At 70.1% G+C, this 17977-nt stretch carries 14 protein-coding genes; 10 read left to right on the top strand and 4 right to left on the bottom strand.

Annotation, left to right across the window (positions count from 1 at the left end; genetic code table 11):
• Positions 1-85 precede the first annotated feature (85 nt).
• Complete coding sequence (locus ACIHCM_RS36320; RefSeq protein WP_399905945.1) at positions 86-1045, top strand: bifunctional riboflavin kinase/FAD synthetase; 960 nt, start codon at positions 86-88, stop codon at positions 1043-1045.
• Between the two features lie 91 nt (positions 1046-1136).
• On the opposite strand, the gene ACIHCM_RS36315 is transcribed toward ACIHCM_RS36320, so the two are convergent.
• Entirely contained in the window at positions 1137-4358 is a 3222-nt protein-coding gene (locus ACIHCM_RS36315; RefSeq protein WP_399905942.1) for an SCO5717 family growth-regulating ATPase, read from the bottom strand.
• Between the two features lie 851 nt (positions 4359-5209).
• Between ACIHCM_RS36315 and ACIHCM_RS36310 the strand changes: the two genes are divergently transcribed.
• Positions 5210-6748, top strand: a complete 1539-nt coding sequence (locus tag ACIHCM_RS36310; protein ID WP_399905939.1) for a PQQ-binding-like beta-propeller repeat protein — start codon at positions 5210-5212, stop codon at positions 6746-6748.
• 48 nt (positions 6749-6796) lie between these two features.
• On the opposite strand, the gene ACIHCM_RS36305 is transcribed toward ACIHCM_RS36310, so the two are convergent.
• On the bottom strand, positions 6797-7081 hold the full coding sequence (locus ACIHCM_RS36305) for a DUF397 domain-containing protein (RefSeq protein ID WP_399905936.1): 285 nt from the start codon (positions 7079-7081) through the stop codon (positions 6797-6799).
• A gap of 274 nt (positions 7082-7355) precedes the next feature.
• On the opposite strand from ACIHCM_RS36305, the gene rpsO reads away from it, so the two are divergent.
• From rpsO to ACIHCM_RS36280, 5 genes are all read left to right on the top strand, one after another.
• Positions 7356-7643: a 30S ribosomal protein S15 gene (gene rpsO, locus ACIHCM_RS36300; protein ID WP_004924725.1), complete on the top strand. Its 288-nt coding sequence runs from the start codon at positions 7356-7358 to the stop codon at positions 7641-7643.
• A gap of 350 nt (positions 7644-7993) precedes the next feature.
• Complete coding sequence (locus tag ACIHCM_RS36295) at positions 7994-10216, top strand: polyribonucleotide nucleotidyltransferase (protein WP_399905931.1); 2223 nt, start codon at positions 7994-7996, stop codon at positions 10214-10216.
• Positions 10213-11592 (top strand): M16 family metallopeptidase, encoded by a 1380-nt coding sequence (locus tag ACIHCM_RS36290; protein ID WP_399905927.1) that lies wholly within the window; start codon positions 10213-10215, stop codon positions 11590-11592. Before ACIHCM_RS36295 ends, ACIHCM_RS36290 begins: the two co-directional genes overlap by 4 nt.
• A 50-nt stretch (positions 11593-11642) precedes the next feature.
• The gene (gene dapB, locus ACIHCM_RS36285) at positions 11643-12395 is read left to right on the top strand and encodes a 4-hydroxy-tetrahydrodipicolinate reductase (RefSeq protein ID WP_399905924.1); all 753 of its coding nucleotides are present in this window, start codon (positions 11643-11645) and stop codon (positions 12393-12395) included.
• An 11-nt stretch (positions 12396-12406) separates the two neighbouring features.
• A complete protein-coding gene (locus ACIHCM_RS36280) occupies positions 12407-12859 on the top strand; it encodes a hypothetical protein (RefSeq protein WP_399905921.1) in 453 nt (150 codons plus the stop codon).
• Positions 12860-12886: 27 nt separating this feature from the next.
• On the opposite strand, the gene ACIHCM_RS36275 is transcribed toward ACIHCM_RS36280, so the two are convergent.
• The gene (locus ACIHCM_RS36275) at positions 12887-13441 is read right to left on the bottom strand and encodes a hypothetical protein (protein ID WP_399905986.1); all 555 of its coding nucleotides are present in this window, start codon (positions 13439-13441) and stop codon (positions 12887-12889) included.
• 102 nt (positions 13442-13543) lie between these two features.
• Positions 13544-13783, bottom strand: a complete 240-nt coding sequence (locus tag ACIHCM_RS36270; protein ID WP_399905918.1) for a hypothetical protein — start codon at positions 13781-13783, stop codon at positions 13544-13546.
• Positions 13784-13995: 212 nt separating this feature from the next.
• Here ACIHCM_RS36270 and thyX point away from each other — a divergent pair, with 212 nt between their 5' ends.
• The 3 genes from thyX to ACIHCM_RS36255 all read left to right on the top strand — a co-directional run bounded on the left by thyX (position 13996) and on the right by ACIHCM_RS36255 (position 17705).
• A complete protein-coding gene (gene thyX / locus ACIHCM_RS36265) occupies positions 13996-14754 on the top strand; it encodes an FAD-dependent thymidylate synthase (RefSeq protein WP_399905915.1) in 759 nt (252 codons plus the stop codon).
• Positions 14755-14965: 211 nt separating this feature from the next.
• Positions 14966-15865, top strand: a complete 900-nt coding sequence (dapA, locus tag ACIHCM_RS36260; protein ID WP_399905912.1) for a 4-hydroxy-tetrahydrodipicolinate synthase — start codon at positions 14966-14968, stop codon at positions 15863-15865.
• Between the two features lie 154 nt (positions 15866-16019).
• The gene (locus ACIHCM_RS36255; protein ID WP_399905909.1) at positions 16020-17705 is read left to right on the top strand and encodes a ribonuclease J; all 1686 of its coding nucleotides are present in this window, start codon (positions 16020-16022) and stop codon (positions 17703-17705) included.
• The last annotated feature ends 272 nt before the right edge of the window (positions 17706-17977 follow it).

The raw sequence follows: 17977 nt of genomic DNA, 5'->3' as shown, positions 1-17977 counted from the left end.
CCGGTGCGGGCCGGACCCCTTCGGCATGGCACCCTTAGACCTGCGTAAGAGGCATAGACGGACACGGGTTCGAGGAGCGGTCACAGTGCAGCGCTGGCGTGGCTTGGAGGACATCCCCGAGGACTGGGGGCGCAGCGTCGTCACCATCGGCTCCTACGACGGTGTCCACCGCGGGCACCAGCTGATCATCCGGCACGCTGTGGAACGCGCCCGCGAGCTGGGCGTCCCCGCGGTCGTCGTCACCTTCGACCCGCACCCCAGCGAGGTCGTCCGCCCCGGCAGCCACCCGCCGCTGCTCGCCCCGCACCACCGGCGCGCCGACCTGATGGCCGAGCTCGGCGTGGACGCGCTGCTGATCCTCCCCTTCACGGCGGAGTTCTCGAAGCTGTCGCCGGCCGACTTCGTGGTCAAGGTCCTGGTCGACAAGCTGCACGCCAAGGCGGTCGTCGAGGGCCCCAACTTCCGCTTCGGGCACCGGGCCGCCGGAAACGTGGAGTTCCTCGCCGAACAGGGCAAGGTCTACGACTTCGATGTCGAGGTGATCGACCTGTTCGTGTCGGGCGAGGCGGGTGGCGGCGAGCCGTTCTCGTCGACGCTGACGCGCCGGCTGGTCGCCGCAGGGGACGTGGCGGGCGCCGCGGAGATCCTCGGCCGCCCGCACCGCGTCGAGGGCGTCGTCGTACGGGGCGCTCAGCGCGGCCGCGAACTGGGCTTCCCCACGGCCAACGTCGAGACGCTGCCGCACACCGCGATCCCGGCGGACGGGGTCTACGCCGGGTGGCTGGAGGTGGCGGGCGAGGCCATGCCGGCCGCGATCTCCGTGGGCACCAACCCGCAGTTCGACGGAACCGAGCGCACGGTCGAGGCGTACGCCATCGACCGCGTGGGGCTGGATCTGTACGGGCTGCATGTCGCCGTCGACTTCCTGGCGTTCGTGCGCGGGCAGGCGAAGTTCGACACGCTTGAGGCGCTGCTGGAGCGGATGGCGGAGGACGTGAAGCAGTGCCGGGAGCTGATCGCGGCGGCTGACGGTTCGGCGTCGTAGGCGGCGCCTCGTTCTGACGCCACGAAGGGCGGCCGGTGCTTGTGGGCACCGGCCGCCCTTCATCGTCTCTCCGCCTCGTGGCAGCCGTTCGTCACTGCTGGGGCGGCGGCCCCTCGGGCCGGCCGGACTGCGGGTAGCCGTAGCCCGGGTGCTCCGGGTGCTCCGGGTGCTGCGGGTGCTGGGCCTGCTGTGGCGGGGGAGCGGGCTGGCCGGGCTGCGCCGGGTAGCCCGGGTACGCCGGCTGCCCCGGGTGGCCCGGCTGGGGCGGATACGGCTGGCCGGGGGCGGCGTACTGACCGGGCATGGGCTGTCCGGGCATGGGCTGTCCGGGCATGGGCTGTCCGGGCATGGGCTGTCCGGGCATGGGCTGTCCGGGCATGGGCTGTCCGGGCATGGGCTGTTCCGGTGCCGGCTGGCCGGGCATCGGCTGACCGGGGTAGTGCTGGCCGGGCATCGGCGGGGCTGCGACCGGGGGCGGGTTGCCGTCGCTGGTCCACAGGCCGTGCATCTGCTGGTGGCGTACGAAGTCCTCGGCGACCATCGCCGCGAGGTTGAAGTACGCCTCCCGCACCTTGGGCCGCATCATGTCGAGGTCGACCTCGGCGCCGGCGGCGAGATGCTCGTCGAACGGGACGACGATGACGCCCCGGCACCGCGTCTCGAAGTGGGACACGATGTCCTCGACCTTGATCATCTTTCCGGTCTCGCGCACACCCGAGATGACGGTGATCGAGCGGGAGACCAGGTCGGCGTAGCCGTGCGCGGACAGCCAGTCCAGCGTCGTACTGGCGCTGCTCGCACCGTCCACGGACGGCGTCGAGATGATGATGAGCTGGTCGGCGAGGTCGAGCACACCGCGCATGGCGCTGTAGAGCAGGCCGGTTCCCGAGTCGGTGAGGATGACCGGGTACTGCTTGCCGAGCACGTCGATCGCGCGCCGGTAGTCCTCGTCGTTGAAGGTCGTCGAGACGGCCGGGTCGACGTCGTTGGCGATGATCTCCAGTCCGGAGGGGGCCTGCGACGTGAACCGCCGGATGTCCATGTACGAGTTGAGGTACGGGATCGCCTGGACGAGGTCACGGATGGTGGCCCCGGTCTCCCGGCGCACCCGTCGGCCGAGCGTACCGGCGTCCGGGTTGGCGTCGATCGCGAGGATCTTGTCCTGGCGCTCGATGGCGAGGGTCGAGCCGAGGGCGGTGGTGGTCGTGGTCTTGCCGACGCCGCCCTTGAGGCTGATCACGGCGATGCGGTAGCAGGACAGCACCGGCGTCCGGATCAGCTGCAGCTTCTGCTGCCGCTCCGCCTCCTCCTTCTTGGCGCCCAGCTTGAACCGCGACACGGCGGCGGCCGGACGCCCACTCTTCGCCTTCTGCCTCTTGTTGTTGAGCAGTCGGTCGGAGGACAGCTCGACAGCCGCGGTGTAACCGAGCGGCGCCGCACCGGGGTTGGTGGGCTGACGCTGGTCGTGCTGGAGCGGCTGCGGCCAGGCGGTGCCGAGGCGGGGGTCGGTGGGTGGGGCCGGAGGCTGAGGCTGCGGCTGGTGCGGCTGGTGCGGCTGGTGCGGCTGGTGCGGCTGGTGCGGGTGCTGCTGGTGCTGCGGGTGCTGCGGGTGCTGCGGGTGTTGCGGGTGTTGCTGGGGAACGTGAGGCGCTTGTGGGTGCTGCTGCGCCGGGGCCTGGGGCTGGGGCAGGCCGTGGCCTTGGTGCGGGACGTGGGCCTGGCCCTGCGCGGCGTCGGCGGGGGGCTGCTGAGGGTGCGGGGTGTTGGGCTGCGCCGGTTGCGCGGGCACGCCGGGCTGGGCGGGCACACCGGGCTGGGCGGACGCCTGGTGCTGCGCCGGGGGCTGGGGGAAGCCGTAGCCCTGCTGGGCGTTGGGGGCGCCGGGGTGGGGGAAGCCGTAGCCCTGCTGCGGGTTGGGTGCGCTCGGGTTGGGGAAGCCGTAGCCCGGTTCGGCCTGGGACTCGGGTGTGGGCTGCTGTGGGACGGCGGGGCCCTGCGGAGCCGGTGCCTGGGTCGGCGGCCAGGCGGGGTGCTGCTGAGGCGGAACGGGCGGCTGCTGCGGAGGCAGGGGCGGCCGGCCCTGGGCAGCGGTGGGCTGCGGCTCCGACGGCGGCGTGGGCGCGCTGGGGTACGGCTGCTGAGGCTGGGCCTGCGGCTGTGCCGGCCACTGGGCGGCGGGGGCCGGGGCCGCGGGCTGGTACGTGGGCGGCAGCGGTGGCACGCCACTGTCCGGGGCGGGCGGGGGAGTCCAGGCCGAGGGCGCATCGGGTGCCGCCGGCGCGGCTGCGGCGTTGTCCTGGGCGGCGTCGCCCCGCGGGGTCGTCGCGTCGGCGTCGGTGGGCTCGACGGCCTCGCCTGACTCGGGGGTGGCGGGAGCGTCGTCGTCGGTGCCGTCCGCGAGCTTGGGCTCGGCTGCGTCCGTGGACGCGTCGGCGTCGCTGTCGCCGTCCGGCGTGCCACCGCCGGTGTCCTCGACGACACCGGCGTCCTCCGGCGCTCCCGGGGAGCCGCCTTCGGCCGGCTCACGAGACTCGGCATCGGCGTCGGCCCCGGCGTCGGTCCCGGCCTTCGTCTCAGCCTCTGCGGCGGCCGCGCGGTCAGCGATCTCCTGCTTCAGGGAGGCCGCCGAGAAACGCATGGTGGCACCGCTCTCCAGGTCCCCGTTCCCGGCCTCGGCCTCCTCGTGTGCCTGCGGGGCAGGAGCGGGCTCAGGGGCCTGAGGCGCCTGCGGGGGTTGATGGATCTGAGGCACGTGAGGCGCCGGCGCCGCGTCCGGGACGGGGGCGACCGGCGGATGCGGCTCGAACCCACTCCCCTCAGGCAACTTGGGTACCCCACCGTGCTCCCCGGCCGACGGCGCGGCGGGCGGAAACGCGACTCCCGGCGCGGGAGCAGGCGGAGGCGGCGTGAACGGCACGCCGGGCATCGGCACCGGCGGGGGCGGCACAAAGGGCGCCGGCGCAGCGGTGTGCGCGGGCGGAGTCGGCCCGGGCCCGAACTCCGGGGTCGGCGACGACGCAGGGGTGGAGGGTGCGGCGGGCGCGGGGGCCGGAGGGGGCGGGGGGACGGGTGCGGGAGCCGGAGGGGTCGGAGAGGCCGCAGCGCCGGAGTGCCCGGAACCGGAGTCTTGGGACGAATCGGACCCCGATTCACCCGAGTTCCCCGATTCCCCGGACGCGCTCTGCGTGTACCAGGCAGGCGGCGCGTAGTCGATGGTGAACTCGCCCGTCATCTCGACGGCAGCCTCCGCGTCGGGCTGATCATCGCCGGGCGTCGCCCAGCCCCCGCGGATCCCGTCCCGATCGCTGCTCACAATGCCTCCTGGTGTGGTCGAGCACCCTCGTGGCGTGCTGGGGCGACCGTTGCTGTCGTTCTCCTCGCGGGCTGTCCCCCGGGTAACCCCCGGAACGCGCATCCCCCTGTGCCGGGTACTCGCTGGTGCCCCACCCCAGCCTAATCAAGAGAGGGGCGGGCACGGCAGGCGCGTCTGCCCGTGATGCCCGGCACTCGGCAGACTGGTCGCCCTCGGCTCGTCCGGCGACGCCCGCTGCACACCGGCCAATCGCGCCTGACGTCTCGACCGTGTCGCCGTCGGGCTCAGGCAAGCTCAGACAGGCCGGCAGTGTCAGCACCGACTGTCAGGGTGTGGCCACGCGGACGAGTCCGGTCCTTGCCTCCTCCACCATCTCTCCAACTCATAGCAGTCCGCCGCCAGTTCGGAGGCGCTCCGTCCAGTGCTACGAACATGCCCTGCGCGGGCCGCCGGCACGACCCCGTTCATGGGTGCGTGACGATCACGTAGCTGACGTTGCGTCAATTTCCTTGCTGCAGCGACACTTCCGTACCCGCTCAGTTTCCGGCGCACGTGGGTTCACGCAGGGCGATCCCGTGGCAACAGCTGACAACGCTGACGATAGGGTGCCTGTGAGATGCGTGAGCAGTTGCGAATGCGGCCCTCACAACCCGGCCCTGATCCGGCCAACCCGCACTGTTCCACGCGACCGCTCGCGATTGCCTCTCCATGTTCTCAGGCCTCCGGAGCCCCTTCCGGGACGGGCACCCCCGGGTTCTGTCGGGGCACCGTCTTGCGCCGGACAGCCGTATCAACATGCAGGGCAAGCAGCCGACGAGCCATCCACACGGCACTGAAAGGAACCCCGAGCGTTGAGCTTCGGCCCACCCCCCTCCATATACACGCAGTCCGCGACCTCCGCAGAGGCCGCCCGCGTAGGGCGCCGCCGGAAGCTGCTGGTGTGGCCGCCGGCCGTCGTACTCGTCGTGGCCCTCGGCATGGGTGGCTGGCTTCTCTGGGGCGGCGACGGCGGTGGCTCAGGGACGAAGGCGGAGGCTCCCGCGGAACAGAGCCGCCTCGATGTCCGCGAGACCGTCGAGAAGCGGCCCGCGAGCACTGCCGGAAAGATGGCGTTCCGTTTCTCCGTGGACGACATGAGCCCCGGTGAGCAGTACGAGATGCCGGGGATGTGGGCCACCGGCAAGATCCTCGCCAAGGGCATCAACAAGACCCTCGTGGGCCTGGCCATCGGCACCGACGCCGCACCCGGCGACGAGAAGTGGAAGCTCCCCCTCGACGGCCCGATCTGCGGCTACACCCGCCATGTCACAGTCGAGAACCGCACGGCCGTCCTGTACCGGGAGGACGACGACGAGGAAGAGGAGGCCTACTGCAACCAGGTCGCCTTCTTCGACCTCGACGACGGCCGCAAGATCTGGTCCCGCGAGTTCCCGGCCACGCAGAGCAGCAGCCACTCCGGTACCCCGGCGAACAGTGCCCTGCAGGACACCCCCAGCGTGACTCTGACCCGCGACACGGTGGCAGTCAGCTGGGGCGGAGGCACCGCCGCGTACGCCATGGATCGCGGCAAGGTTCGCTGGCGCACGAAGGCCGTCGGCTCCTGCAAGGATCACGGTGTCGCCGGCGGCGGTGCGCTGCTCGTGCGCGAGCAATGCTGGAACGGCGACAAGAGCCTGCCGTTCGACTCCCCTGAACACCTCTCGTACAAGGTGCGCCGGGTCGATCCGGCCACGGGCCGCACGCTGTGGTCGTACTCGGCCGCTAAGGGCATCAGGGACCTCAGCATCCCGTCCGCGGATCCGGCAGTTCTGGCCGTCTCCGCCGGCGACATCGGCATCACCGAACTGCTCTCCCTCGACGACGACGGCAAGAACCGGGCCACCATCCGCCTCCAGAACGGAACGTACGTGGGGGAGTGCTCGTTCGAGGACTACCTGGTCGTCGACTACTGCCCGACCGTCGCCGTCGGCGACGAGCAGGTCTTCCTGCGCAGCAAGGACGACATCGGTGCGCACATCTCGAACTGGGTCATCGGCTTCGACCTGGCGACCGGGAACACCACGAAGAAGTTCGAGTCCGGTCCCGACGCCGTGCTGGTCCCGGTACGCATGAGCGGCGACAAGCTCCTCGCCCTGCGCAAGAGCCAGGACCACATCACGCCCAACGCGCTTCTCAGCCTCGATACGAGGACGGGTGAGGAGGCGCCCTTCTTCTACTTCGACCTGCCGGCCGAGGCCGAGACCTTCACGTCGATCGATTTCACGGACGTCCTGGTCGAGGGAGGCCGCCTCTTCTTCGGCGCCAGGTCGGTCACCGGCCCCGCGGCCGATCAGACGCAGTGGGTCTACCTGGCCCTCGGTATCGAGAGCAACGCGCAGAAGAGCCCGTGATCCAGGCGACGCGGCGGCCGGTGTACGGGCCGCCGCACAGGAACCCGGCTACTGCTCCCCGCCCCCCGGCGCCGCCTCCAGATCGAACTCCCCGTCCCGCGCCCCCAGCACGAACGCCCGCCACTCCGCCTCCGTGTACCGCAGCACGGTCCCGGGGTCGAGCGACGACCGCATGGCCACGGCACCGTCCGGCAGGTAGGCGATCTCGACCCGCTCCTCGTGCTCCTCGGTGCCCGGCGCGCTGTGCCACTCGACGCCCGAGATGTCGAGCGCGTACAACTCGTCCCGCTCCCGCTCCTTGCGCGCCTTGATCTCCGCTTCCGTCTCCGCCATTGAACAGCGACCCCTTCCCGACGTGCACGTACCGATGACGATCCGACCGCTCACCCTAGTGGCCGCCCGGCCGCCGGCGGGGTGCTTCGAAGACCGTGGGCGGAGCGGTCCTCACCTGCTGGTACCCTGGCTGACGGCCGTATGTGTACGCACCCCCGGAGCCCCAGGCCCTGGAGGCCGCGCCCAGCGGATCCCCGCCTTCCGAGTCATGGAAGCTCCCCCGAGATGCAGACCGGGGGCACTCGGTGGCCATCACAGACTATGAGGAGTACGAGTGTCGCTCGACGCCGCAGTGAAGAAGCAGATCATCTCCGAGTTCGGTACCAAGGAGGGTGACACCGGCTCCCCCGAGGTCCAGGTCGCTCTGCTGTCCCGTCGGATCTCCGACCTGACGGAGCACCTCAAGACCCACAAGCACGACCACCACTCCCGCCGTGGTCTGCTGATCCTGGTCGGTCAGCGCCGCCGGCTGCTGCAGTACCTCGCCAAGAAGGACATCCAGCGCTTCCGTGCGCTGGTCGACCGCCTCGGCATCCGCCGCGGTGCGGCGGGCGCCAAGTAAGACGCCGTGAAGGGAGCGGTTCCCACTTCGAGGGGGCCGCTCCCTTTGCCGTACGTGCGGAGTGTCACCGCCCCTTTGTAGTGTGGTAGCACAACGCAGTACGCAAGACGCTGTACGCACGACGTAGCACGCACGACACAGCGTGATCCCGCCCGCCCATCGGGGTAGGCGGGATCACAAGACGAACGAGGAGGAGCGCACCTCGCCGCCGCCGGTCCTCGGTAGTGGCCCCCGGGGGAAGAGACCCGGGTGCTTCGATCGAAGACCGGCCCGCACCAGACGGAGCGCTTCTCCGCCACCGTCCCCCCGCCAACACGGGCGAGAGGGACGAAGACGAGGAGAAAACGCTAGTGGAGAACGAGACCCACTACGCCGAAGCCGTGATCGACAACGGCGCCTTCGGCACCCGCACCATCCGCTTCGAGACGGGCCGCCTGGCCAAGCAGGCCGCCGGCTCCGCCGTGGCGTACCTGGACGACGACACCATGGTGCTGTCGGCCACCACCGCCTCCAAGAACCCCAAGGACCAGCTCGACTTCTTCCCCCTCACGGTGGACGTCGAGGAGCGGATGTACGCCGCCGGCAAGATCCCCGGCAGCTTCTTCCGCCGTGAGGGCCGGCCCAGCGAGGACGCCATCCTCACCTGCCGCCTCATCGACCGCCCGCTGCGCCCGTCCTTCAAGAAGGGCCTGCGCAACGAGATCCAGGTGGTCGCCACGATCATGGCGCTCAACCCCGACCACCTGTACGACGTCGTGGCGATCAACGCCGCCTCCGCGTCCACGCAGCTGGCCGGTCTGCCCTTCTCCGGCCCGATCGGCGGCGTCCGCGTCGCGCTGATCCGCGGCCAGTGGGTGGCCTTCCCGACGCACACCGAGCTCGAGGACGCCGTCTTCGACATGGTCGTCGCGGGCCGCGTCCTGGAGGACGGCGACGTCGCGATCATGATGGTCGAGGCCGAGGCCACCGAGAAGACCATCAAGCTGGTCGAGGGCGGCTCCGAGGCGCCGACCGAGGAGGTCGTCGCCGCCGGTCTGGACGCCGCGAAGCCCTTCATCAAGGTCCTGTGCAAGGCCCAGTCGGACCTCGCCGCCAAGGCCGCCAAGCCGACCGGCGAGTTCCCGATCTTCCTGGACTACCAGGACGACGTCCTCGAGGCGCTCACCGCCGCCGTCAAGCCCGAGCTCGCCCAGGCGCTCACCATCGCCGGCAAGCAGGAGCGCGAGTCCGAGCTGGACCGGGTGAAGACCCTCGCGGCCGAGAAGCTCCTGCCGGAGTTCGAGGGCCGCGAGAAGGAGATCTCCGCCGCGTACCGTTCGCTGACCAAGTCCCTGGTCCGTGAGCGCGTCATCAAGGAGAAGAAGCGCATCGACGGCCGTGGCGTGACGGACATCCGTACGCTCGCCGCCGAGGTCGAGGCCATCCCGCGCGTGCACGGCTCCGCGGTGTTCGAGCGTGGCGAGACCCAGATCCTGGGCGTCACCACCCTCAACATGCTCCGCATGGAGCAGCAGCTGGACACCCTCTCCCCGGTGACCCGCAAGCGGTACATGCACAACTACAACTTCCCGCCGTACTCCACCGGCGAGACCGGCCGCGTCGGCTCCCCGAAGCGCCGCGAGATCGGCCACGGCGCCCTCGCCGAGCGCGCACTCGTCCCGGTCCTGCCGACGCGCGAGGAGTTCCCCTACGCGATCCGCCAGGTCTCCGAGGCGCTCAGCTCCAACGGCTCGACCTCCATGGGCTCGGTCTGCGCCTCCACCATGTCGCTGCTGAACGCCGGTGTGCCGCTGAAGGCCCCGGTCGCCGGTATCGCCATGGGCCTGATCTCCCAGGAGATCGAGGGCGAGACGCACTACGTCACCCTCACCGACATCCTCGGTGCGGAGGACGCCTTCGGCGACATGGACTTCAAGGTCGCCGGCACCAAGGAGTTCGTGACCGCCCTCCAGCTCGACACCAAGCTGGACGGCATCCCGGCCTCCGTGCTCGCCGCCGCCCTGAAGCAGGCCCGGGACGCGCGTCTCCACATCCTCGACGTGATGATGGAGGCCATCGACCGGCCCGACGAGATGTCCCCGAACGCGCCGCGGATCATCACCGTGAAGATCCCGGTCGACAAGATCGGTGAGGTCATCGGCCCCAAGGGCAAGATGATCAACCAGATCCAGGAGGACACGGGCGCCGAGATCACCATCGAGGACGACGGCACGATCTACATCGGTGCCGCCGACGGCCCGTCCGCCGAGGCCGCCCGCGCCACGATCAACGGCATCGCCAACCCGACGATGCCCGAGGTCGGCGAGCGCTACCTGGGCACCGTCGTGAAGACGACCACCTTCGGCGCGTTCGTCTCCCTGCTGCCCGGCAAGGACGGCCTGCTGCACATCTCGCAGATCCGCAAGCTGGCCGGCGGCAAGCGCGTGGAGAACGTCGAGGACGTGCTCGGCGTGGGCCACAAGGTCCAGGTCGAGATCGCCGAGATCGACTCCCGCGGCAAGCTCTCCCTCATCCCGGTCGTCGAGGGCGAGGAAGGCTCCGACGCCGACAAGAAGGACGACGCCGACCAGTGACGTCCCGTGGCTCCAAGGTGACGGCCCGCCCCTCCTCGGAGGCGCGGGCCGTCGCCCGTACCCAAACCCTCATCCCGGGCACAGCCGGCACCGGCACCGTCCGCAAGACCACGCTGCCCGGCGGCCTGCGCATCGTCACCGAGACCCTGCCCTCCGTGCGCTCCGCCACCTTCGGCATCTGGGCGCACGTCGGCTCCCGTGACGAGACGCCCTCCCTGAACGGCGCCACGCACTACCTGGAGCATCTGCTCTTCAAGGGCACGCAGCGCAGAAGCGCCCTGGACATCTCCTCCGCCCTCGACGCGGTCGGCGGCGAGATGAACGCGTTCACGGCGAAGGAGTACACCTGCTATTACGCACGGGTGCTCGACGCCGACCTGCCGCTCGCCATCGACGTCGTCTGCGACATGCTGACCGGTTCGCTCATCCTCGAAGAGGACGTCAACGTCGAGCGCGGAGCGATCCTCGAAGAGATCGCGATGACCGAGGACGACCCGAGCGACTGCGTGCACGACCTGTTCGCGCACACGATGTTCGGCGACAACGCGCTCGGCCGCCCGGTCCTCGGCACGGTCGACACGGTCAACGCCCTCACCGCCGACCGCATCCGCCGCTTCTACAAGAAGCACTACGACCCGACCCACCTCGTGGTCGCCTGCGCCGGCAACTTCGACCACAACAAGGTCGTACGACTGGTCCGCGCGGCCTTCGAGAAGGCCGGCGCCCTCAAGGACCCCGCCGCCCGGCCCATCGCCCCGCGCGACGGCCGCCGCGCCATCCGCGCCACCGGCCGCGTGGAGCTGATCGGCCGCAAGACCGAGCAGGCCCACGTGGTGCTGGGCATGCCGGGTCTGGCCCGTACCGACGACCGCCGCTGGGCCCTCGGCGTGCTGAACACCGCCCTCGGCGGCGGCATGTCGTCACGGCTCTTCCAGGAGGTACGGGAGAAGCGCGGCCTCGCCTACAGCGTCTACTCGTACACCTCCGGCTTCGCCGACTGCGGCCTGTTCGGCGTGTACGCCGGCTGCCGGCCGTCACAGGTGCACGACGTGCTGAAGATCTGCCGCGACGAACTCGACCGCGTCGCCGGGCACGGCCTGGCGGACGACGAGATCGAGCGCGCCGTCGGCCAGCTCCGTGGCTCCACGGTGCTCGGCCTGGAGGACACCGGCGCGCTGATGAACCGTATCGGCAAGAGCGAGCTGTGCTGGGGCGAGCAGATGTCCGTCGACGACATGCTGGCGCGGATAGCGGCGGTGACCCCGGACGAGGTCCGCGCGGTCGCGCGCGACATTCTGGGGCAGCGGCCCTCGCTCTCGGTCATCGGCCCCCTGAAGGACAAGCAGGCAGCGCGTCTGCACGATGCCGTCGCCTGACCCCCGTATCCGTCATCGGTAAGCCGGTAAGTCGGTAAGGAAGCATGAACATGAGCAAGCTGCGCGTGGCGGTACTCGGCGCCAAGGGCCGCATCGGTTCCGAGGCGGTACGGGCCATCGAGGCCGCGGAGGACATGGAGCTGGTCGCCGCCCTCTCACGGGGTGACAAGCTGGAGACACTGGCCGAGACCGGCGCCCAGGTCGCCGTCGAACTCACCACCCCCGCCTCGGTGATGGGCAACCTCGACTTCTGCGTCAGGCACGGCATCCACGCCGTCGTCGGCACCACGGGCTGGACCGACGAGCGCCTGACGCAGCTGCGCGGCTGGCTGGACCAGTCCCCGGAGACGGGCGTGCTGATCGCACCCAACTTCTCCATCGGGGCCGTCCTCACCATGAAGTTCGCGCAGATCGCCGCGCCGTACTTCGAGTCCGTCGAGGTCGTCGAGCTGCACCATCCGGGCAAGGTTGACGCTCCCAGCGGCACCGCGACCCGCACCGCCCAGCTCATCGCAGAGGCTCGCGCCAAGGCGGGTTCGGCGCCCGCGCCGGACGCCACGGTCACGGCCCTGGAGGGGGCGCGCGGCGCCGACGTGGACGGCGTGCCCGTGCACGCGGTGCGCCTGCGGGGTCTGCTCGCGCACCAGGAGGTGCTGCTCGGCGGTGAGGGGGAGACCCTCACCGTGCGACACGACTCGCTGCACCACAGCAGCTTCATGCCGGGCATCCTGCTGGGCGCCCGCCGCGTGGTGAGTACCCCTGGGCTCACCTTCGGCCTGGAACACTTCCTGGACCTGGGCTGAACCGGACCCTCATGCGCGCGAAGCTCTCCTACCTCGTCACGGCCGCCGTCCTGGTCTTCTACTTCGTCCTGGTCGGCAGCCGTGGCGTGCTGCTCATCAAGACCGGCACGCTCCTCGCCGTCACCTTCGGTGTGGCGGTGCTGATCCTGCCGCTCATCGGCCTGTGGTTCCTGTGGAAGAACACCCAGTTCGTCCGCAGAGCCAACCGGCTCGCCGCCGAACTCGACGCCGAGGGGGGCCTGCCGGTCGACGAGCTCAAGCGGCTGCCCAGCGGCCGTATCGACCGTGACTCGGCCGACGAGGTCTTCACCCGGCGCAAGGCCGAGACGGAGGCGGCGCCGGACGACTGGCGCACCTGGTTCCGCCTGGCCGTCGCCTATCAGGACGCCCGCGACACCCCACGGGCCCGCAAGGCGATGCAGCGAGCCATCGCCCTCCACGACGGCAGACCCGTCCAGGCCTGACGCCGGGCGCCTCCCGAGGGAGGGCGTTCAGGCCTGCCGGTACTCCGCGGCCCACGCCTCCACTGCGTCCGCCGCCCGGTCGAACGCCCCCGACCGCGCCAGGAAGTCGGCGTTGTGCGTGGTCAGCAGGTACGGCGCGTCGTCCGCCGGGCGGTCCTCGCGTACGAGGATCAGCGCCTGCCCCTGCACCGTGCGCGGCAGCCCCAGCCAGCGCACCGGCTGCTGCACCGTCCGCACCGCGGCGACCCGGTCCCATGACACCGTCCGGGTGTGCAGCAGACGCACCTGCCGCAGCCCGTGCGCGCTCACCCACACGCCCATGCGCAGCAGTCGCAGGGCGATGGCGATGACCACCACGGCGATACCGAAGACCACGGCGGAGGCCGACAGGGAGTCGGTCAGGGCGATGATCACGGCCGCGACCAGCACGTACGAGGCGAGCAGCAGCCAGACCGCGGCCACGCCCACCCGCCAGGGGCCGGGGCGGTAGGGCCGCCGCCAGCGGTCGCGGTCGTCGAACGGCAGCGCGGCATCGTCCGCTGTGTCGAAGTCGCTGTCGGCCGTCAGGAAGGGCAGGGGCACGGCTGGGTCCTCACTCATCCATGCATGGGCTGTGCCCGGTGAGGCTATCGACCCGTGTCCGCGCTCACCACCCTCGGGGGTCCGTCCGAGTCAGGAGCACACTCAGCGGCCGTCGGCCGCCTGGGACTGCTGCGTCGGCGTGGACAAGTGGTCCTGCTCCAGCGCCGGGGTCCCGATGATCAGGGAGCCGGCGAGCCCGGCCACGATGGTGAGCCCCATCAGCCAGCGCCCTGCAATCTCCCCGAGGGAGGCACGCTCGCGGGGCGGGGGAGTGACATTGCTGCGGAACCGCTCCGCTTCGGCGAGGAAGGCAAAGGGTACGGGCTCGCGCCGACGGAACATCGGTGGTCCTGCTCCTCTCTGGACTCGAACGAATCGCTGTCACCAACACAGACGAGCGGGTGCCGCAAAAGGTGCCCGGTTAAGCCGGATTGGCCGAACTTTCGCCGAGGTTCACCGAAGATGTCGCGGCCCGGCACCGAACGCCCCGATGTCGGTGCCGGGCCGTAGAGTGGGCGCCGCCCGAGAGAAGTGATGGAAGGACCCTCCAAGCCGTGACCGACACCCCCGCCGACGCAGCCCAGGACGCTCCGGACGTCAAGCCGAGCTTCCGCAGCGATGTCACCGTCGAGCTGGTGAAGCACACCGCCGCGGACGCCGACGTGCTCTTCGCCGCCCGCGTCTCGACCCGCGGTGAGCAGTCCCTGGACGAACTGGACAAGGACCCCGAGCGCTCCAAAGGCCTCATCAACTACCTGATGCGGGACCGGCACGGCAGCCCCTTCGAGCACAACTCGATGACCTTCCTCATCAGCGCCCCGATCTTCGTCTTCCGCGAGTTCATGCGGCACCGCGTGGGCTGGTCCTACAACGAGGAGTCGGGCCGGTACCGCGAGCTCCAGCCGGTCTTCTACGTCCCCGACGAGTCCCGCAAGCTGGTCCAGGAGGGCCGCCCCGGCAAGTACCGCTTCGTCGAGGGCACCCAGGCCCAGCAGGAGCTGGTCGGCCGCGTCATGGAGGACTCGTACCGCCAGGCCTACGAGGCCTACCAGGAGATGCTCGCCGCAGGCGTCGCCCGTGAGGTCGCCCGCGCGGTGCTCCCGGTCGGCCTGTTCTCCTCGATGTACGCCACATGCAACGCCCGCTCGCTGATGCACTTCCTCGGCCTGCGCACCCAGCACGAACTCGCCCAGGTCCCGTCCTTCCCGCAGCGGGAGATCGAGATGGTCGGCGAGAAGATGGAGGCGGAGTGGGCCAAGCTCATGCCGCTCACCTACGCCGCCTTCAACGCCAACGGCCGGGTGGCGCCGTAACGCACGCCTGTTTACCCGGCAGGCACAGATGTACGGGTCAGTCGGGCGAAGTGTCCGTATTGCGGCATTTAGAGAAGTTCATCTAGCCTGATCAAACGGACCCGGCACTGCTTGAACCCCCGAGCAGGCAGTGCCGGGCTCCATCTTTGTCCGGACTTTTCCCGCCTCCCGAGGGAAGACCGCGCCCTGAGCAACGAGTAGCGTGTAACCCATGGCTCCGACCTCCACTCCGCAGACCCCCTTCGGGCGGGTCCTTACCGCCATGGTCACGCCCTTCACGGCGGACGGCGCACTTGACCTCGACGGCGCGCAGCGGCTCGCCACGCACCTGGTGGACGCAGGCAACGACGGCCTGATCATCAACGGCACCACCGGCGAGTCCCCGACCACCAGCGACGCGGAGAAAGCGGACCTCGTACGAGCCGTACTGGAGGCCGTTGGCGACCGCGCCCACGTCGTCGCCGGCGTCGGCACGAACGACACGCACCACAGCATCGAGCTGGCGCGCGCGGCGGAGCGCACCGGCGCACACGGCCTGCTGGTCGTGACGCCTTACTACAACAAGCCCCCGCAAGAGGGCCTGTACCGGCACTTCGCCGCCGTCGCCGACGCCGCCGAGCTGCCGGTCATGCTGTACGACATCCCCGGCCGCAGCGGCGTCCCGATCAACACGGAGACACTGGTCCGCCTCGCCGAGCACCCACGGATCGTCGCCAACAAGGACGCCAAGGGCGACCTCGGCCGGGCGAGCTGGGCCATCGCACGCTCGGGCCTCGCCTGGTACTCCGGTGACGACATGCTCAACCTGCCGCTGCTCTCCGTGGGCGCCGTCGGCTTCGTCTCCGTCGTCGGGCACGTGGTCACCCCCGAGCTGCGCCAGCTGGTCGAGGCGTACACCAGCGGTGACGTCCAGAAGGCGACCGAGATCCACCAGAAGCTGCTCCCCGTCTACACGGGCATGTTCCGCACGCAGGGCGTCATGACCACCAAGGCCGCGCTGGCCCTCCAGGGACTGCCCGGCGGCCCCCTGCGGCCGCCCATGGTCGAGCTCACGGCTCAGGAGATCGAGCAACTCAAGATCGATCTTGCTGCCGGCGGGGTACAGCTCTGACAACAGACTTCGCCCCGAACGGGCGCGTAGGGACTTCACAACTGAATAGGCGGGCCACCGGTGCCCGCACCCCACAACGACAACTGCTTCTGCACGAACGTCACGCGCGCCACGTGCCCCACCGGTACGTGGCGCGTGTGGTGAGGAGAGTCTTTTGAGTCATCCGCATCCTGAACTCGGCTCGCCCCCGCCGCTCCCCGAAGGCGGCCTGCGGGTCACCCCGCTCGGCGGACTCGGCGAGATCGGCCGCAACATGACGGTCTTCGAATACGGCGGCCGCCTGCTGATCGTCGACTGCGGAGTGCTCTTCCCCGAGGAGGAGCAGCCCGGAATCGACCTGATCCTGCCGGACTTCTCGTCCATCCGGGACCGCCTCGACGACATCGAGGGCATCGTCCTCACACATGGCCACGAGGACCACATCGGCGGTGTCCCCTTCCTGCTCCGCGAGAAGCCCGACATCCCACTGATCGGCTCCAAGCTGACCCTCGCCCTGATCGAGGCCAAGCTCCAGGAACACCGCATCCGCCCCTACACGCTCGAGGTCGCCGAGGGCCATCGCGAGCGCGTCGGCCCCTTCGACTGCGAGTTCGTCGCGGTCAACCACTCCATCCCGGACGCGCTCGCGGTCGCCATCCGCACGCCCGCCGGCATGGTCGTGCACACCGGCGACTTCAAGATGGACCAGCTCCCGCTGGACGGTCGCCTCACGGACCTGCACGCGTTCGCACGCCTGAGCGAGGAAGGCATCGACCTTCTCCTCTCGGACTCGACGAACGCCGAGGTTCCGGGCTTCGTGCCGCCCGAGCGCGACATCTCCAACGTCCTCCGCCAGGTCTTCGGGTCCGCCCGCAAGCGGATCATCGTGGCGAGCTTCGCCAGCCACGTCCACCGCATCCAGCAGATCCTGGACGCCGCCCACGAGTACGGCCGCCGGGTCGCCTTCGTCGGCCGCTCCATGGTCCGCAACATGGGCATCGCCAGGGACCTCGGCTACTTGAGGGTCCCGCCGGGCCTCGTCGTCGACGTCAAGACGCTCGACGACCTCCCGGACAGCGAGGTGGTCCTCGTCTGCACGGGATCGCAGGGCGAACCAATGGCGGCCCTGTCCCGCATGGCCAACCGGGACCACCAGATCCGCATCGTCGACGGCGACACGGTGATCCTGGCGTCGTCCCTGATCCCCGGCAACGAGAACGCGGTTTACCGCGTGATCAACGGCCTCACCCGCTGGGGCGCCAACGTCGTCCACAAGGGCAACGCCAAGGTGCACGTCTCCGGCCACGCGTCGGCGGGCGAGCTCCTGTACTTCTACAACATCTGCAGGCCACGCAACCTGATGCCGGTCCACGGCGAATGGCGCCACCTGCGTGCGAACGCCGAGCTGGGCGCCCTCACCGGCGTCCCGCACGACCGCATCGTGATCGCCGAGGACGGCGTCGCCGTCGACCTCGTCGAGGGCAAGGCGAAGATCTCCGGCAAGGTCCAGGCCGGCTACGTCTACGTCGACGGCCTGTCCGTCGGTGACGTCGGCGAGCCTGCGCTGAAGGACCGCAAGATCCTCGGCGAGGAGGGCATCATCTCGGTCTTCGTCGTCGTGGACTCGTCCACCGGCAAGATCACGGGTGGCCCGCACGTCCAGGCCCGTGGCTCCGGAATCGAGGACTCGGCCTTCGTCGACGTCCTGCCGAAGATCACCGAAGTCCTGGAGCGCTCGGCGCAGGACGGCGTCGTGGAGCCCCACCAGTTGCAGCAACTGATCCGCCGCACGCTGGGCAAGTGGGTCTCCGACACCTACCGCCGCAGGCCGATGATCCTGCCGGTGGTCGTGGAGGTCTGAGGGGCGTACGACCCCTTCGTTGCCCGGACTTGGAGCGGGGCGCCTCGATTTGCATCGGGGCGCCCCGCTCCAGTACGTTTACGGCTCGCTCCCCCGGGAACCCGGCCAGTCCGCGCCGGAGACACTCTCCGGAGCGGGGCGGGAATTCCGACTCAGAATCTCTGATAAAGTCGGAAGCGCCGGAAAGGGAAACGCGGAAGCGAGAACCTGGAAAGCACCGAGGAAATCGGATCGAGAAAAGATCTGATAGAGTCGGAAACGCAAGACCGAAG

Source organism: Streptomyces sp. NPDC052023 (assembly GCF_044548465.1).
Classification (GTDB): domain Bacteria; phylum Actinomycetota; class Actinomycetes; order Streptomycetales; family Streptomycetaceae; genus Streptomyces.
The sequence above is the reverse complement of the archived record's forward strand: the minus strand, read 5'-3'. Positions and strand labels throughout refer to the sequence as shown.